Genomic DNA, 14,937 nt, shown 5'->3' with positions numbered 1-14,937 from the left:
CCCCGAGGGGATGAGATCCGACCCCGGCACTCAGTTCATCGCCTTGATGGTCAGGTCCAGCGCATCGCGGCCGCTCTCACGCTGCAGCATGCGCGCCGGCACCGGGAAGTCCGGCACGATCCAGGCGATCAGCTCCTTGTTGCCATCGGCGCGCGAGACCTTGGTCGCCTCGTAACTCTTGCCGGCCACGGTGATCGATTCCTTGCCGATCACGCGGTAGGTCATGTTCTTGATCCGGCCTTCGTCCACCATGCGATAGGTCAGCGGCTTGCCGGCGGCCAGGTCACGGGCGATCGCCAGGTTGATCAGCAGCGCGTCCATGTCGCCTGCTTTCAGCGCGATGGGGCCCGCACGGTCCGGCTTGATGTCGCCGGTCCAGGTGGCCTGGTTGCTGGTCCAGTTGTAGTTGGCCTGCACGTTGCGCTTCTTCACCAGCAGTGCCGAACGATCCTGGCTGCTGAGCGGGCGCAGCTGGCCACGCACTTCCTCGAACACCGTGCTCTGGCTGAGGTCGGCCAGCTGGTTCTTCACCTGCAGGCTGTAGCGCCATTTGTTGCTGCCTTCGCTGGCCAGGGTCATGGTGCCGTTGGCCTGCATGCCCATGTAGCTGGCCAGGTAATCCGCCTTGAACGGTTCCAGGGCCATGGCCGGCAGGCTGGCCACGGTCAGGGCAGCGGCTGCGATCCAGGTGAGGGGGCGGGTCAGGGTATTCATGCTCAGACTCCTTGGTATTCGATCAGGCGCAGGTCGACGCGGTCTTCGCCGTCTTCGCGTTGCAGGATGCGCACCGGGGTGGGGACACCGTTGGCGATCCAGAGAATGGTTTCGTTTCTGCCACCGTTGGTCCGGTAGACCCGCAGCGCGTTGTAGGACAGGTCGCCGACCTCGACGTTCTCGGTCTGCGGCGCGGCCTGGTAGTCGTGTTCGCGGACCTTGCCCATGTCCACGTAGCGGTAATGCATGGTGGCGCCCGGACGCGCATCGCGCATGATCGCCAGGTTGATCAGCAGCGCGCTCTGGTCGCCGGCCCGCAGCGGGATCGGCTGCGCGCGCTCCTTCTTGACGTCGCCGGTCCATTGCGCGGTGCCGGCCTGCCAGTTGTAAGTGCCCACGGCCTTCTTGCCCAGGAACAGGCCCTTGCGCACCGTGCTCTGGCTGAGCGGTGCGTAGACGCCACTGCGCTCCTCGAACACCGTGCTCTGCTCGATGTTCAGGCCGAGCACGCTGGCAAAGCCGCGGCGGCCGACCACCTGCATGTCCACGCGCCACTGGCTGCCGCCGGTGTGGGTGACCTGCATGCTGGCATCACCCGCTTCCTTGCCCTTGTAGAAGGCCTGGTAGGTGGCGGTGAACGGCTGCAGCGGCGGCGGCTCCCAGGCCAGTGCCGGCAACAGCGGCACACTGGGCTCGTTCGGTGGCAGCGCAGCGGGTGTGGGCGGCGGCGAAGCCGCAGGCGGCTGCGCCTGGCCCCAGCCCACAGCGGGAAGCACGGCAAGCGACAACAGCAGTGAAGTGGACAGCAGCGTCGTGGTCTTCATGGAGGACAGGAACCGCGGGAGGGGGCAGGATGCCAGCCCCGCAGTCAGCGGGGCGTGTGCAAGAGCGTTACCGGTTCAGGTTTCCGGCGGAATCTAGGGCCAAGGGGCTAAACAGGGGGTGACCGTCCAGCCAGGGCTGACCCTCCCGTTCAGCCAGGCGGCCCTCGCACAGCAACTGCAGTGTGGCGATCAGCAGCGGATGCTCCACCGCAAGCACGCGTGCGGCCAGCGCCTGCGCGTCATCGCCGGGCCGCACCGGCACGCGGGCCTGCGCCAGCACCGCGCCGGCATCCAGTTCGGGGACCACCAGGTGCACGCTGGCGCCATGCTCGGCGTCACCGGCCTGCAGCGCCCGCGCGTGGGTGTCCAGGCCCTTGTGCAGCGGCAGCAGCGACGGGTGGATGTTGACCAGGCGGCCATCGAAACGCTGCACGAAGGCCGGACCAAGGATGCGCATGTAGCCGGCACAGACGATCCAGTCCGGCTGTACCGCGGCAAGCGCATCGCCGAGCGCCTGCTCGTAGCTGGCGCGGTCGCTGAATTCCTTCGGTGCATGCGCCCAGCGCAGGCCGGCATCGACACGCAGCAGGGCCTCTGCGGCGGGGCGGTCGGAGAACACGCCGACCACCGCGGCCGACAGGCGGCCGCTGCCGATCGCGTCGAGGATGGCCTGCAGGTTGCTGCCGCGGCCCGAGGCGAGCACGGCGATGCGGGTTGGGGCGGTCATTGCAGGGAACTCCGGCGGATCAGAGGCCAGGTCAGCAGGCTGCCGACGGTCGCCATCAGCATGTCGGCATGCGCATCCCACATGTCACCCTGCTGGCCGTTGTAGGCTTCGGCGGCATCCGGCGACAGCGCCAGCGCGATGGCCCATTCGAACCATTCGTAGACCAGGCTGGCACACATCACCGTCATCACTGCCAGGGTGAAGGCCTGGCCCAGGCGCAGCGCCGGCCACGCGTGACGGGCCAGCTGCAGCAGTGCGGGAGTGAAGCAGACGCCGAACAGGAAGTGGATGAGGCGGTCGAAATGATTGCGCTGCCAGCCGAAGGCCGCATTCGGCGACCAGCCGGTCAGCATCTGCGCCCAGGCGTCGTAGGGCACGTTGGAATACAGCCAGCGCGCCGCCACGCAGTGCAGGGCGATGAAGCCGCAGATGGCGATGAAGGCGCCGTTGCCCAGCCAGCCGCCGCGGCGGTCGACCCACAGCAGCGCGGCCAGACCGACCACGGTCAGCGTGCTGTGCAGGGCCTGCTCGGTGGGCCACAGCGGGTGGATCCAGCTGATCGCGAAGACAGCCAGTACGGCGGCGAAAGCCCACTTCTTCGGGCCCGGGAAGCGGCGGGTGGTGGGCGAAGCGGTCGTCGGGAGGGCAGGCGCGGACATGGGAAATCGATCAGGATAGGGCGCGGCGTCTGCCGCCAGGTTCAGGCACTGAGGTGATCACCGCGGTCGAACAGCGCAGCCATCTCCGGCTTGGACAGGAACACCCAGGCATAGGCGGCCAACGCCATGCCCAGTGGTCCAGCCAGCACGCCCAGCCACGCCGCGCGCTGGCACCAGGCCAGCCCGGTGCGATGTGACAGCTGGCGCGCGGTGTGCAGCTGCACGAACCCCAGCACGGCGGCCAGCACGGCGATGGACGCATAGACCGTGGTCAGCATCCAGGCATCCTCCAACCCGCGCGACTGGGCCACCCAGCCGCTGAGGCCGAGGAACGCCACTGCGGCGACCCAGTGAAAACCGGCCAGGGCGTAGAACAGCACTCTCAGTGTCTGCAGATGGCTGGTCAGCTGCAGCTGCGCCAGGGTCTGATGCGGCAGCGGCGGTGGATTGCCGGAGGCGGTCATGCGGTCGCGGCGGGAAGGTCGAAGGCGGCCTTGACCTGCGGGCGCAGCAGGGTGATCAGGCTGAACACCCCCAGCACCGTGCCGACCGGCGTGAACAGGCAAGCCAGGCCAGCCGCGATCAGGCACAGCAGATGGCGACGGCGGCGGGACAGGCAGCGGCCGGCATAGGCCACGAACGCGCCCAGCGTGATGCCACCGAACACGACGACGCAGCCGAGAACGGTGAACACCCAGCCCATCAGGCGCTGTTCCTCCAGCGAGGAGGGCTCGCCGCCGGACTTCATCGGCAGGCTGCCGGTCAACGCGGCGATGCCGATCACGATGTGCAGGATGAAGATCAGCGAGAACAGCACGATCAGGCCACCGACCACGTAGTGTGCGATGGCCAGCATGCGCAGGTGGTCGGCATCCTGCGCGCTGAACAGCGGTACCGCCGCCAGCGGCGGCGGCACGGGGGCGGGCGACAAAGGGGGCGTTGCGTCCATGCGGGGCTCCTGGGTTGCCGGCGTCAGCCGATGTGGACGCGTTCGGCGCCTTCGGCGGTGACCACCTGGCCGATGGTCCAGTGCTCCAGGCCCTGCGCCTTGACTGCATCGGAAACGGCAGCCACCTGGTCCGCTGCGACGATCAGCACGAAGCCGATGCCGCAGTTGAAGGTGCGCCACATCTCGCTGTCGGCCACCGCGCCTTCCTTCTGCAGCCACTGGAACACCGGCGGCAGGGTCCATGACGACGCCTGGATGTCCAGGCCGAGGCCGTCGGGCACTACGCGGATGATGTTCTCGGTCAGGCCGCCGCCGGTGATGTGGGCCATGCCATGGATGGCCTCGCCGTGCGACTTCAGCAGCGACAGGATCGGCTTCACATAGAGGCGGGTCGGTGCCATCAGCGCATCGACCAGCTTCACGCCGCCTTCCAGCTCCAGATCGGCCGGGCGACCGGCGCGGTCGTAGATGCGGCGCACCAGCGAGTAGCCGTTGGAGTGCGGGCCGGAGGAGGCGATGCCGATCAGCACGTCGCCGGCGGCCACGCTGGCGCCGTCCTTCAGCTCGCTCTTCTCCACCGCGGCGACCGTGAAGCCGGCCAGGTCGTATTCGCCGGGGGCGTACATGTCGGGCATTTCAGCGGTTTCGCCGCCGATCAGCGCACAGCCGGCCTCGGTGCAGCCGTTGGCGATGCCGCCCACGACCGCTGCGGCGGTGTCGATGTCCAGCTTGCCGGTGGCGAAGTAGTCCAGGAAGAACAGCGGTTCGGCGCCCTGCACCAGCACGTCGTTCACGCACATGGCGACCAGGTCGATGCCGATCGTATCGTGGCGGTTCAGCTGGTGGGCCAGCTTCAGCTTGGTGCCCACGCCGTCGGTACCCGACACCAGCACCGGCTCGCGGTACTTGTTGGACAGGTCGAACAGGGCACCGAAGCCACCCAGGCCGCCCATCACTTCCGGGCGGAAGCTGCGCTTGACCAGGGGCTTGATCCGCTCGACCAGCGCATTGCCGGCGTCGATATCGACCCCCGCGTCACGATAGGTGAGGGGGGAGGGGGCGGAAGACGGGGTGTTGGTCACGGGCGTCGGCGCTGGCAGGGGTTGAACGGGCGATTTTAACAGGCCGCATTGGCGCAAAGGCCGTATTCGGGCAACAATTCCCCCGGATACGTCGAGCCAATGGATGTCCTGATGCGCCGCAGCCTGATTCTGACCCTGCTCCTTGCGCTGAGCCTGCCGGTGGCCACGATGGCCCAGAGCGGCCTTCGCACCGAGGGTGATGTCGCCACCGCCAGTGGCGCGTACGAGGCCGAAGTGCCCGTCAACAGCCAAGCCGAGGCCGATCGCAACGGCGCCCTGGCCCGCGCCCTGAGCGTGGTACTGGGCAAGCTGTCCGGCGACCGCAGCGTGATGTCCCGCCCCGGCGTGGTGCAGGCGCTGCGCAACGCCAAGGACTACGTGGCCAGCTACGACTACAAGCAGGACCAGAGCGTGGGCGCCAGTGGCGCCCCCAGCTTCCGTACCCTGCTGGTGGCCCGCTTCCGCGAGGATGATGTCGACTCGCTGGTGTCGGCGCTGGGCCTGCCGCTGTGGCCGCAGCCGCGACCGAAGCCGGTGCTGTGGCTGGCTGTCGACGATGGCAGTGGCCCGCGCCTGGTCAGCGTGCAGCAGGCCAACGCCGCCCGGCCGTTGCTGAACCGCGCCATCGAGCGGGGCTACAAGCTGGGCCTGCCCAGTGGTGGCGCCGCCGAACAGGCGCTGGCGGGTGCGATCTGGCGCCAGGACAGTGCCGCCGTGGCCCGTGCCTCCTCGCGCTACTCGCCGCCGATGCAGCTGATCGGCAAGTTGTACCGCGCCAATGGCGGCTGGCAGGCGGACTGGGTGTTCGTCGACAACGGCCGTGAACTGAACAAGTGGACCAGCAAGGACGCCAACGCCATGCGCGCGATGGCGGCCGGTGCCGACGGCGCCGCCGATGCGCTGGTCAAACGCTATGCCAAGGCCGGCGCCGCCGTCGGTCAGGCCGGGACCTACCGTGTGGTGGTCACCGGCATCAACAGCGCCGACGACTACCTGCGTCTGGCCGCCGGCCTGCGCGAGGTGCCGGTGGTGCGCAATGTCACCCCCCTGCATGCCTCGGCTGGCCAGCTGGAGCTGAACCTGGAGATGACCACCGGCCTGGCCGGCTTCAACCGCATGCTGGGCGACAACGGCGTGCTGGCGCCGAGCGCTCCGCTGCCGGCCCTGCCCGCTCCGATCGACGACACCACCGGTACCCCGGTGGCCGCCCCGGTCAGCAACGAGTACCGCCTGCGATGACTCTGACCCCGGAAGCGGAAATCGCGCAGTTCCTGCGCCGCCTGAAATACATCCTGTTCGCCGGCCTGATCGGCTGGGTGGTGTGGCTGCTGGCGCCGATCCTGACCCCGTTCGTGCTGGCGCTGGCGCTGGCCTGGCTGGGTGACCCGCTGGTGGACCGCATCGAGGCCACCGGTCGCTCGCGCATGACCGGCGTGGTGCTGGTGTTTGCGGCGATGGTGCTGGTGATCGTGGCGCTGCTGCTGGTGCTGGTACCGATGATCGAGCGCCAGATCACCACCCTGATCGCGGTTGCCCCGCAGGCACAGGCGTGGCTGATGGAGAAGGGGATTCCCTGGTTCGAGCAGAAGACCGGCCTGGAAGTGATGCAGTGGCTGGACCCGGACCGCCTGATCGAATGGGTGCGCAGCCACTGGCAGCAGGCCGGCGGCTTCGCCACCACGTTCATGGGGTACGTCTCGCGCTCCGGCTTCGCGATGGTGACCTGGGTGGTCAACATCCTGTTGCTGCCGATCCTGGCGTTCTACTTCCTGCGTGATTGGGACAAGCTGGTCGAGCGCGTGGCGTCGGTGATTCCGCGCAACCACATTGGCACCATCAGCGCGTTGGCGCGTGAGTCCAACGAGGTGCTGGGTGCGTTCATCCGCGGCCAGTTCCTGGTGATGCTGGCACTGGGCGTGATCTATGCCGGCGGCCTGTCGCTGGTCGGCCTCAAGCTGGGCCTGCTGATCGGCCTGATTGCCGGTCTGATCAGTTTCATCCCGTACCTTGGCGCGACCACCGGCGTGCTGATGGCGGTGATCGCCGCGCTGGTGCAGGCACAGGGCTTCGACCTGAAGCTGCTGATCCTGGTCGGCGTGGTGTTCACCGTGGGCCAGCTGCTGGAGAGCTACGTACTGACCCCGCGCATCGTCGGCGACAAGATCGGCCTCCACCCGGTGGCGGTGATCTTCGCGGTGATGGCCGGCGGCCAGCTGTTCGGCTTCCTCGGCATGCTGCTGGCGCTGCCGGTGGCGGCGGTGACCAACGTGCTGCTGCGCTACGCGCACCAGCGTTACCGCCAGAGCGAGCTGTACGTGGGCGAGAAGCCGGCAATCGTGCTTGACGGCGTGGTCGATGCGCCCCATATCATCGTTCCGAACGAAAAAGGCCCCGACCTGAAGTGATGGGTGTGCCGCAACTGCCGCTGGCCCTGCATTACCCGCGGGACCAGCGCCTGGAGACCTTCATCGGCGCGCCGGATGGCGCGCTGGCGCAGCTGCGCGCGATCGCGGTGGGTGCCAGCCACGATTGGGTCTACCTGGAAGGTGCGGCGGGCACGGGCAAGACCCACCAGGCGCTGGCGATGTGTTCCAGCGCCGAGCAGGCAGGGCGCCTGCCGACCTATGTGCCGCTGGCCAGTGCCGCCGGCCGCGTGCGTGCGGCGCTGGACGGGCTGGAAGCGCGCGAGCTGGTGGCGCTGGACGGCCTGGACGAGGTTGCCGGCAACCGCGACGACGAGATCGCGCTGTTCGATTTCCACAACCGCGCGCGCGCCGCGGGCGTGACCGTGCTGTACACGGCGCAGAAGGCCCCGGAAGCGCTGGGCCTGGTGCTGCCGGACCTGCGTTCACGGCTGGGCCAGTGCGTGCGCGTGCTGCTGCAGCCGCTGGATGAGGAGGGGCGGGCAGCGGTGCTGCGCGAACGCGCGCTGCGACGCGGTCTGGCGATCGACGAGGCATCCATCGAGTGGCTGCTGTCGCACACCGGGCGCGAGCTGGGTGGGTTGATCACGCTGCTGGACTGGCTGGACCGCGAGTCGCTGGCGGCGAAGCGGCGGATCACCGTGCCGTTCCTGCGCCAGGTGCTGGAAGAAGGCCGGCCCCGCTACTGAGGGTGGGGTTTGTTTGCAGGGCTGCGCCCTGCACCCGCAGAAGCAACGTCAACGTCTAAAGCTGGCCATCTCCGTGGGATGGCGGGGTGGGTCCGGTTGCGGGGGACGCTGCAAGTACGTCCCTGTAAGCTCGGTCGCCGCATCCATGCGGCTCACGCCCCCGCAACCGGATCCACCCCGCCTTCGACAGGTTCCCGCGATCTGCCGGGACTGCGTACTGCACTGCTGACTGCTGACTGCTGTTGGTGGGTGTCGACCTTGGTCGTCACCAGAGCAAGCGCAGCGAAGCGACCCGCTTTTGCTTTTCTTTCTTTCTTCCGTGGCTGGACGCCCACGGAAACTGTCTGAGGCCGGGCGGGGTGGGGTGCGCAGGGGCGTGAGCCGCATGGATGCGGCGACCGAGCTTACAGGGACGTACTTGCAGCGTCCCCTGTGCAGCCCACCCCGCCCGGCCAGCTCACAATGACAGTCGACTAACAGTCGACTCTACGCGACCGGCCACGAGGGGCTCAGCCGTTCGCCGCCAACTCCACATCCAGCGCGCGCAGGCGATCCACGGTGCCGACATCGGTCCAGCGCCCGCGATGGTGCTGCCCGGTCATCAACCCCTGCGCCATGAAATGCTTCTGCAGCGGCACCACCGAGAACTTCGGCGGCAGCCGCTCGCTGCCCGGCGCCTCGCCGATCACCGTGCGCCAGTCGGCCACGATCGAAGGACGGTACACGCCGATGCCGGCATAGGTCAGGCACGGGCCTTCGCGATCGTGGTGCAGCACCCCCTGCGTATCGAGGCGGTAGTCACCGTCCGCGTGCTGAACCGGATTGTCGACCAGCACCAGGTGCGCCTGGCCCCGCGGCTCGCGCGGCAGCGTGGCGAAATCGAAATCGGTCCAGATGTCGCCGTTCACCACCAGGAACGGGGCATCGCCCAGCACCGGCAGGGCGTTGAGGATGCCACCGCCGGTCTCCAGCGGGGTCGCTCCTTCGTACAGGAAATGCAGGTGCAGGCCCCATTGGCTGCCATCGCCCAGCGTCGCCGGGAACTGTTCGGCCAGCCATGCGGTGTTGACCACCACCTCGCGCACGCCGAGTGCGGCCAGGCGTTCCAGGTGCCAGACGATCAACGGCTTGCCAGCCACTTCCAGCAGCGGCTTGGGCGTGTGCAGGGTCAGCGGGCGCATGCGCTCGCCGAGGCCGGCGGCAAAGACCAGCGCCTTCATCGGGCCACGCGCATCGGTGCACCCAGCTCGGCCAGCGCCGGCTTGATGCGCTCGTCCAGCAGCTGCTGCAGCGGTGCCAGTTCCCGATAGCGCGGCAGTACTTCATCCAGATAGGTGATGAAGCGCGGTGCGTCGTCGAGGTAATGGCCCTTGTTGTCGCGGTAACGCAGCCGGCAGAACAGGCCCAGGATCTTCACGTGGCGCTGGATGCCCATCCAGTCGGCATCGCGCAGGAAGGTGGCGCGGTCGGGCACCGGCAGACCGGCGTCGCGGGCGCGCTCGTGATACTGCGCCAGCCACTCGTCCACACGCTCCAGCGGCCAGCTAAGGAACGCGTCCTTGAACAGGCTCATCGCGTCGTAGGCGATCGGGCCGCGCACCAGGTCCTGGAAATCCAGCACTGCGGGACCATTTTCGACCGGCATCAGATTGCGCGGCATGTAATCGCGGTGGGTCATCAGCTGGGCCTGGCCCAGCGCGTTGTCCATCAAGCGGCGGTGTACCAGCTGCAGCCCTTCGATCTCGCCGCAGTCCAGCTCCAGGTTCAGGTGGCGCTGCAGGAACCATTCATCGAACAGGCCGGCATCGCGCTGCAGCAGCGCCTCGCCGAACTGGCCGAAGTCGGCCGGCACCGGGATCGCCTGCAGGCGCAGCAGCTGTTCGATCGAACGACCGAACCATTCATCGGCATTGCGCTCGTCGAGGATCCTGGCCAGGGTCGGGCCGCCGAGATCTTCCAGCAGCAGGAAGCCGGCATCCAGATCCTGCGCCAGCAGCGCGGGCACGCGCAGGCCGTTGTCGTGCAGCAGGCCGCGCATGCGCAGCCACGGCCGCGGATCTTCCAGTCCCGGCGGTGCATCCATCACGATGTGGCTGCCACCGGTGCTGGTGGTACGCCAGTAGCTGCGCATGCCGGCATCGACCGAGGCGCGTTCGACCACCGCGCTGGCATCATCGAGCTGGGCACGGGCCCACTGCAGGCGCTGCGCGCTGCGCTGGGGATCGGAGGCGGGTTCGGTCATGCAGGCATATCCGGGCGCGCCGGGCGCGCCAACGTCGGGAACAGGAAGGGAAGGAGGGACGGGGTCAGCGACGGCCGCTGAACAGGCGCAGCACGGCCAGCACGGCCACCGCACCCACTACCGCACCGAGGAAACCGGCCGGCTCACCGGGGGCGTACCAGCCCATGTACTGGCCGAACCAGCCGGCCACCAGGGCGCCAAGGATGCCCAGCACGATGGTCAGCAGGCAGCCCATGCGGTTGTTGCCGGGCATGAGGAAACGCCCGAGCAGGCCGACGAAGAAGCCGACCAGGATGATGTAGAGCCAGCTGCTGCTGCCGAACAGACCATTCATGCGCGCGATTTCCGCCAAGGGTGGACGCAGCCTAGCAAGGCCAGGCTGCGTCCGTCACGGGTGCAGGATCAGCAGCAGCCGTGGTCGCCGTGGCGGGTGCCGCTGTCGGCAGCCACCGGCGAACCGCTGGTCTCGCCGCGCAGGCTGGCCGCGTAGTGCTCGCTGATCACCTTGGACACGCAGGCGGTGACCTTCTTGCCCATCGGGATGTGCAGGAACTCGTTCGGGCCGTGCGCATTGGAGTGCGGGCCGAGCACGCCGGTGATCATGAACTGCGCGCCCGGGAACTTCTCGCCCAGCATGCCCATGAACGGGATCGAGCCGCCTTCGCCCATGTACATCGCCGGCTTGCCGAAGAAGGCCTGGCTGGCGTCGTCGATGGCCTGGGTCAGCCACGGCGCCATGGCCGGGGCGTTCCAGCCGGTGGAGGCCTTTTCCAGGTCCAGGGTGACCTGCGCGCCGTTCGGCGGGTCGCGCAGCAGCACTTCCTTCAGCAGCTCGCCGCAGGTCTTGCCATCGGCCGTCGGCGGCAGGCGCAGCGACAGCTTCACCGAGGTCTGTGGGCGCAGCACGTTGCCGGCCGATTCCAGCGGCGGCATGCCACCGACGCCGGTGACCGACAGCGCCGGGCGCCAGGTGCGGTTGAGCACCAGCTCGGTGAGGTCCTCGTTCATCGGGCGCAGGCCGTCGACCATCGGGAACTTCTCGAAGATCTCGGTATCCACCACTTCGGCGGCGCGCTTGGCCTGTTCCAGGCGTTCGGCCGGGATCTCGACGTTCATGCCGTCGATCAGGATGCGGCCGGTCTCCTGGTCTTCGATGCGCGAAAGGATCTGGCGCAGCAGGCGGAAGCTGGACGGGATCACGCCGGAGGCATCGCCGGAATGCACGCCTTCGTTGAGCACCTTCACGGTGAAATTGCCGCCGGTCAGGCCGCGCAGCGAGGTGGTGCACCACAACTGGTCGTAGTTGGCGCAGCCCGAATCCAGGCAGACCACCAGCGACGGCTTGCCGATGCGGTCGGCGAGGTGGTCGACGTAGGCTGGCAGGTCGTAGCTGCCCGACTCTTCACAGGCTTCGATCAGCACCACGCAGCGCGCGTGCGGCAGGCCTTGGGCCTGCAACGCCAGCACGGCGGCCAGCGAGCCGAAGATGGCGTAGCCGTCATCGGCGCCGCCGCGGCCATACAGCTTGTCGCCGCGCAGGACCGGGGTCCACGGGCCGAGGTCGTCGTCCCATCCGGTCATTTCCGGCTGCTTGTCCAGGTGGCCGTAGAGCAGGATGGTGTCGTCGCCGGTCTCGGCGCCGGTGGCCGGAATTTCCAGGAAGATCAGCGGGGTACGGCCTTCCAGGCGCACCACTTCAACCTTCAGGCCAGGCAGCTGCTGGGCCCTGGCCCAGTTCTCCATCAGCGTGACCGCCTGTTCCATGTAGCCGTTCTGCACCCAATTGGCGTCGAACATCGGCGACTTGTTGGGAATGCGGATGTAGTCGACCAACTGCGGGACGATCTCGCTGTCCCACTTGTCATTGACGAATTGGCCGAGCTTGGCGCTGTCCATCTGAAACTCCGGTTGCATGGGCTGATCCGGCCATTCTACGCCTGTGCCACGGGTAGGGTTTTTCCTACATCACGTCGGGTATTTGGCTGGCTTACGGAAATCCGGGAAACCGATAGGCTGTGTGCATGTGGTGACGGACACTGTTCCTACCGACGGGATTGCCGGTCGGGGCGGCCAGAATCACAAGGAGATACACGTTGTGCCTTGGTTTGTCGTGTTGAGGGCACTGGTGCTGGTCATGGGGATCGCTGGGGCGCATGCCGCCGAACCGATCGACATCAACCGCGCCGATGCCCAGGCGCTGCAGCAGGGATTGACGATGGTCGGAGCCGCCAAGGCCGAGGCGATCGTCGAGCACCGGCGCAGACACGGCCCGTTTCATCGCGTCGAGGACCTGACGCAGGTGAAGGGGATAGGGAAAGCAATCGTCGAACGGAATCGACAGCGGATCACCGTAGGCAACAGGTTGTTGCCGGCGGATCCGGTACCCGGATCGGTACCGGTGCGAACCGTACCGAGGCGCTGACAGCAGGAATCGTCGGAACCGGCAGGAAGCTGGTTCAGCGGTCACGGACAGGACGGCCGTGACCACCGACCGCCGCAGGACGCGGCACCAATCACCAGGATGGTGGCATCACAGACCTGTGGAAGGGGCTGAGATACAAACAGGACAGACGCGGCCGCGTGCAGGATGCAACGCTACCCCCACAGCGCAGGATGCGAGGGGGCGGCAGCAGGCCGACAAGGACGTAACGATTGCCCGGTACGACACATGGCTGTGTCGCCGGGCAGTTTCATTTCCGGCGCCTGGTTTTGCCGCGGCCACCACGGGCCGATGGTGTACGGTGGCCGCACCGCATGGAAAGGACCCCCGCTGGATGCTCCCGCTCCGCCCCACCACCCTGATGCTCGCCCTTGCACTGGCCCTGCCGCTGCTGGCCCATGCCGCTGCGCCGACAGCGGCTGGCAAGCCCACGGCTGCCGCAGCCAGCAGCGCTGAAGTGCGCGGGCCGACCGACCTCAAGCCGGGCGAATACCTCTGGCATCCGGAAATCTCGCCGACCGGTCCGATCGTGCTGGTGGTCAGCCTCGATGAGCAGCGCGCCTACGTCTACCGCAACGGCATTGCCATCGGCCTGACCACGATCAGCTCGGGCAAGGCCGGGCACGAGACGCCAACCGGCGTGTTCACCATCCTGCAGAAGGACAAGGACCACAGGTCCAACCTCTACAACAGCGCGCCGATGCCGTACATGCAGCGGCTGACCTGGGACGGCATCGCCCTGCATGGCGGCAGCCTGCCCGGGCATCCCGCCTCGCACGGCTGCGTGCGCCTGCCGCAGGCCTTCGCGCAGAAGCTGTTCAGCGAAACCCAGCGCGGCGATACCGTGGTCGTGGCCGATGCCAAGAGCTCACCGATGACCCTGGCCTATCCGTCGGTGCTGGCGCCGGTGAACGCGCGCGGTCAGGCGCTGCCGGAGGCCGAGGGCGGAGCCCCGGCACAGGCCTGGTGGGACGACAGCGCGGCGCCGGCCGGGCAGGTCGGCATCCTGGTCAGCCTGCACGACCAGCGCCTGTACGTGCTGCGCGATGGCGTGATGATCGGCGAGTCGCCGCTGAAGGCTGACGCCCTGCCGGCGTTCCAGGGCACCACGCTGTTCGTGATGGGGCAGGGTTACAGCGACACCCCCAGCCCGCTGGACGTGAACCAGCGCCTGCACCAGTGGACGGCCTACCCGTTGCTGGGCCAGGACCGTGCCCAGGCCACGCCGGACCTGCTGGCCACGCCCTCGCTGCCGATGGCGCTGCCGCCCGATTTCGCCCGCCAGCTGTACCAGGTGCTGGTGCCGGGCACGACCCTGCTGGTGACCTCGCTGCCGGCGGTCCGCCCAAGCCCGGCTGAATCCGGAATGCAGCCGGTCTTGGAATCCGAGCCGCCAGGGTCCACCCTCAAGGGCAACTGAGTGCCCTCGTTGTGCCCATGACTGCATCCCGCCTGTGCCGGCTGGCCGCGTTCGGCCTGCTGGCGACCTCGGCCAGCGCCCCGGCGCTGGCACAGACGCCCGCCCTTGCCACCAGCGCCGATGATCTGGCTGCCCTGCTGTCGCGCAGTGCGCCCAAGGCCGACCGCCACGTGTTGCAGCTGGCGGCGCATGCCATGCGCTGTGCGCTGCAGCGGCCGGAACTGGGCATCAATGGTGATCGCCTCAGCGTGATCGACTATTCGCGCCCGTCCACCGAGCCGCGCCTGTGGGTGTTCGACCTGGCCCACCAGCGCCTGCTGTTCGAGGAGTGGGTGGCGCATGGCCGCAACAGTGGCGAGAACCGCACCGAGCACTTCTCCAACCGCGATGGCAGTTTCATGTCCAGCCTCGGCGCGTTCACCGCGCAGGAGACCTACATGGGTGGCAATGGATATTCGCTGCGCCTGGCGGGGCTGGAACCGGGCTTCAACGACCGCGCGCGTGACCGAGCCATCGTCATCCATGGTGCGCCATACGTGAACCCGGCTGCCGCGCAGCTGCAGGGGCGGCTGGGCCGCAGCCTGGGTTGCCCGGCGGTGCGCCTGTCGGTGGCCAGGCCGCTGATCGATGCGTTGCGTGGCGGCACGATGGTGTTTGCTTACTACCCCGACCAGGATTGGCTGAAGCACTCGCAGCTGCTGGCCGGCGGGTGCGGTGGCCAGGGCACGCTCGCCACGCGGTGATGCACGACGGCGCGCGGCATGATGC

The 14,937-nt window shown here is 68.1% G+C and carries 17 protein-coding genes; 6 read left to right on the top strand and 11 right to left on the bottom strand.

Annotation, left to right across the window (positions count from 1 at the left end):
• Nucleotides 1-30 precede the first annotated feature (30 nt).
• The 7 genes from AC5P9F_RS02680 to purM all read right to left on the bottom strand — a co-directional run bounded on the left by AC5P9F_RS02680 (nucleotide 31) and on the right by purM (nucleotide 4,955).
• A complete protein-coding gene (locus AC5P9F_RS02680) occupies nucleotides 31-714 on the bottom strand; it encodes a DUF3108 domain-containing protein (protein WP_005408399.1) in 684 nt (227 codons plus the stop codon).
• A gap of 2 nt (nucleotides 715-716) precedes the next feature.
• Complete coding sequence (locus AC5P9F_RS02675; protein WP_005412504.1) at nucleotides 717-1,538, bottom strand: DUF3108 domain-containing protein; 822 nt, start codon at nucleotides 1,536-1,538, stop codon at nucleotides 717-719.
• Between the two features lie 67 nt (nucleotides 1,539-1,605).
• Complete coding sequence (gene purN, locus AC5P9F_RS02670; protein WP_012479348.1) at nucleotides 1,606-2,265, bottom strand: phosphoribosylglycinamide formyltransferase; 660 nt, start codon at nucleotides 2,263-2,265, stop codon at nucleotides 1,606-1,608.
• A complete protein-coding gene (locus AC5P9F_RS02665) occupies nucleotides 2,262-2,924 on the bottom strand; it encodes a DUF2238 domain-containing protein (RefSeq protein WP_099561331.1) in 663 nt (220 codons plus the stop codon). The genes purN and AC5P9F_RS02665 overlap by 4 nt, the downstream gene beginning before the upstream one ends.
• 41 nt (nucleotides 2,925-2,965) lie before the next feature.
• A complete protein-coding gene (locus AC5P9F_RS02660; RefSeq protein ID WP_005412507.1) occupies nucleotides 2,966-3,388 on the bottom strand; it encodes a hypothetical protein in 423 nt (140 codons plus the stop codon).
• Nucleotides 3,385-3,873 carry a hypothetical protein gene (locus tag AC5P9F_RS02655; protein ID WP_150359536.1) on the bottom strand — a complete coding sequence of 163 codons (489 nt, stop codon included), beginning with the start codon at nucleotides 3,871-3,873 and terminating at the stop codon, nucleotides 3,385-3,387. The genes AC5P9F_RS02660 and AC5P9F_RS02655 overlap by 4 nt, the downstream gene beginning before the upstream one ends.
• A gap of 23 nt (nucleotides 3,874-3,896) precedes the next feature.
• Nucleotides 3,897-4,955: a phosphoribosylformylglycinamidine cyclo-ligase gene (gene purM / locus AC5P9F_RS02650; RefSeq protein WP_005412508.1), complete on the bottom strand. Its 1,059-nt coding sequence runs from the start codon at nucleotides 4,953-4,955 to the stop codon at nucleotides 3,897-3,899.
• A gap of 99 nt (nucleotides 4,956-5,054) precedes the next feature.
• On the opposite strand from purM, the gene AC5P9F_RS02645 reads away from it, so the two are divergent.
• Genes AC5P9F_RS02645 through hda form a run of 3 tightly spaced genes read left to right on the top strand, consistent with a single transcriptional unit; the run spans nucleotide 5,055 to nucleotide 8,067 of the window.
• On the top strand, nucleotides 5,055-6,194 hold the full coding sequence (locus tag AC5P9F_RS02645) for a DUF2066 domain-containing protein (RefSeq protein WP_005412509.1): 1,140 nt from the start codon (nucleotides 5,055-5,057) through the stop codon (nucleotides 6,192-6,194).
• Entirely contained in the window at nucleotides 6,191-7,360 is a 1,170-nt protein-coding gene (locus tag AC5P9F_RS02640; RefSeq protein ID WP_005408407.1) for an AI-2E family transporter, read from the top strand. Before AC5P9F_RS02645 ends, AC5P9F_RS02640 begins: the two co-directional genes overlap by 4 nt.
• Nucleotides 7,360-8,067: a DnaA regulatory inactivator Hda gene (gene hda, locus AC5P9F_RS02635; protein ID WP_005408408.1), complete on the top strand. Its 708-nt coding sequence runs from the start codon at nucleotides 7,360-7,362 to the stop codon at nucleotides 8,065-8,067. The genes AC5P9F_RS02640 and hda overlap by 1 nt, the downstream gene beginning before the upstream one ends.
• A gap of 509 nt (nucleotides 8,068-8,576) precedes the next feature.
• On the opposite strand, the gene murU is transcribed toward hda, so the two are convergent.
• From murU to AC5P9F_RS02615, 4 genes are all read right to left on the bottom strand, one after another.
• On the bottom strand, nucleotides 8,577-9,287 hold the full coding sequence (murU, locus tag AC5P9F_RS02630) for an N-acetylmuramate alpha-1-phosphate uridylyltransferase MurU (RefSeq protein WP_087803686.1): 711 nt from the start codon (nucleotides 9,285-9,287) through the stop codon (nucleotides 8,577-8,579).
• A complete protein-coding gene (locus tag AC5P9F_RS02625) occupies nucleotides 9,284-10,309 on the bottom strand; it encodes an aminoglycoside phosphotransferase family protein (RefSeq protein WP_099596944.1) in 1,026 nt (341 codons plus the stop codon). Before AC5P9F_RS02625 ends, murU begins: the two co-directional genes overlap by 4 nt.
• A gap of 64 nt (nucleotides 10,310-10,373) precedes the next feature.
• Complete coding sequence (locus AC5P9F_RS02620; protein WP_099498037.1) at nucleotides 10,374-10,643, bottom strand: GlsB/YeaQ/YmgE family stress response membrane protein; 270 nt, start codon at nucleotides 10,641-10,643, stop codon at nucleotides 10,374-10,376.
• A 68-nt stretch (nucleotides 10,644-10,711) separates the two neighbouring features.
• Nucleotides 10,712-12,205, bottom strand: coding sequence for a M20 family metallopeptidase (locus tag AC5P9F_RS02615; protein WP_308680633.1), 1,494 nt, complete (start codon nucleotides 12,203-12,205; stop codon nucleotides 10,712-10,714).
• Between the two features lie 199 nt (nucleotides 12,206-12,404).
• Here AC5P9F_RS02615 and AC5P9F_RS02610 point away from each other — a divergent pair, with 199 nt between their 5' ends.
• From AC5P9F_RS02610 to AC5P9F_RS02600, 3 genes are all read left to right on the top strand, one after another.
• Nucleotides 12,405-12,731: a ComEA family DNA-binding protein gene (locus AC5P9F_RS02610; protein ID WP_024958219.1), complete on the top strand. Its 327-nt coding sequence runs from the start codon at nucleotides 12,405-12,407 to the stop codon at nucleotides 12,729-12,731.
• Between the two features lie 352 nt (nucleotides 12,732-13,083).
• Complete coding sequence (locus AC5P9F_RS02605; protein WP_087803688.1) at nucleotides 13,084-14,169, top strand: L,D-transpeptidase; 1,086 nt, start codon at nucleotides 13,084-13,086, stop codon at nucleotides 14,167-14,169.
• A 17-nt stretch (nucleotides 14,170-14,186) separates the two neighbouring features.
• Entirely contained in the window at nucleotides 14,187-14,912 is a 726-nt protein-coding gene (locus tag AC5P9F_RS02600; RefSeq protein ID WP_005408415.1) for a murein L,D-transpeptidase catalytic domain family protein, read from the top strand.
• Nucleotides 14,913-14,937: the final 25 nt, after the last annotated feature.

The organism is Stenotrophomonas sp. YJH_SMC_4 (assembly GCF_059371575.1).
Note: the sequence above shows the minus strand (reverse complement) of the source record. Positions and strands in the feature narration are given on the sequence as shown.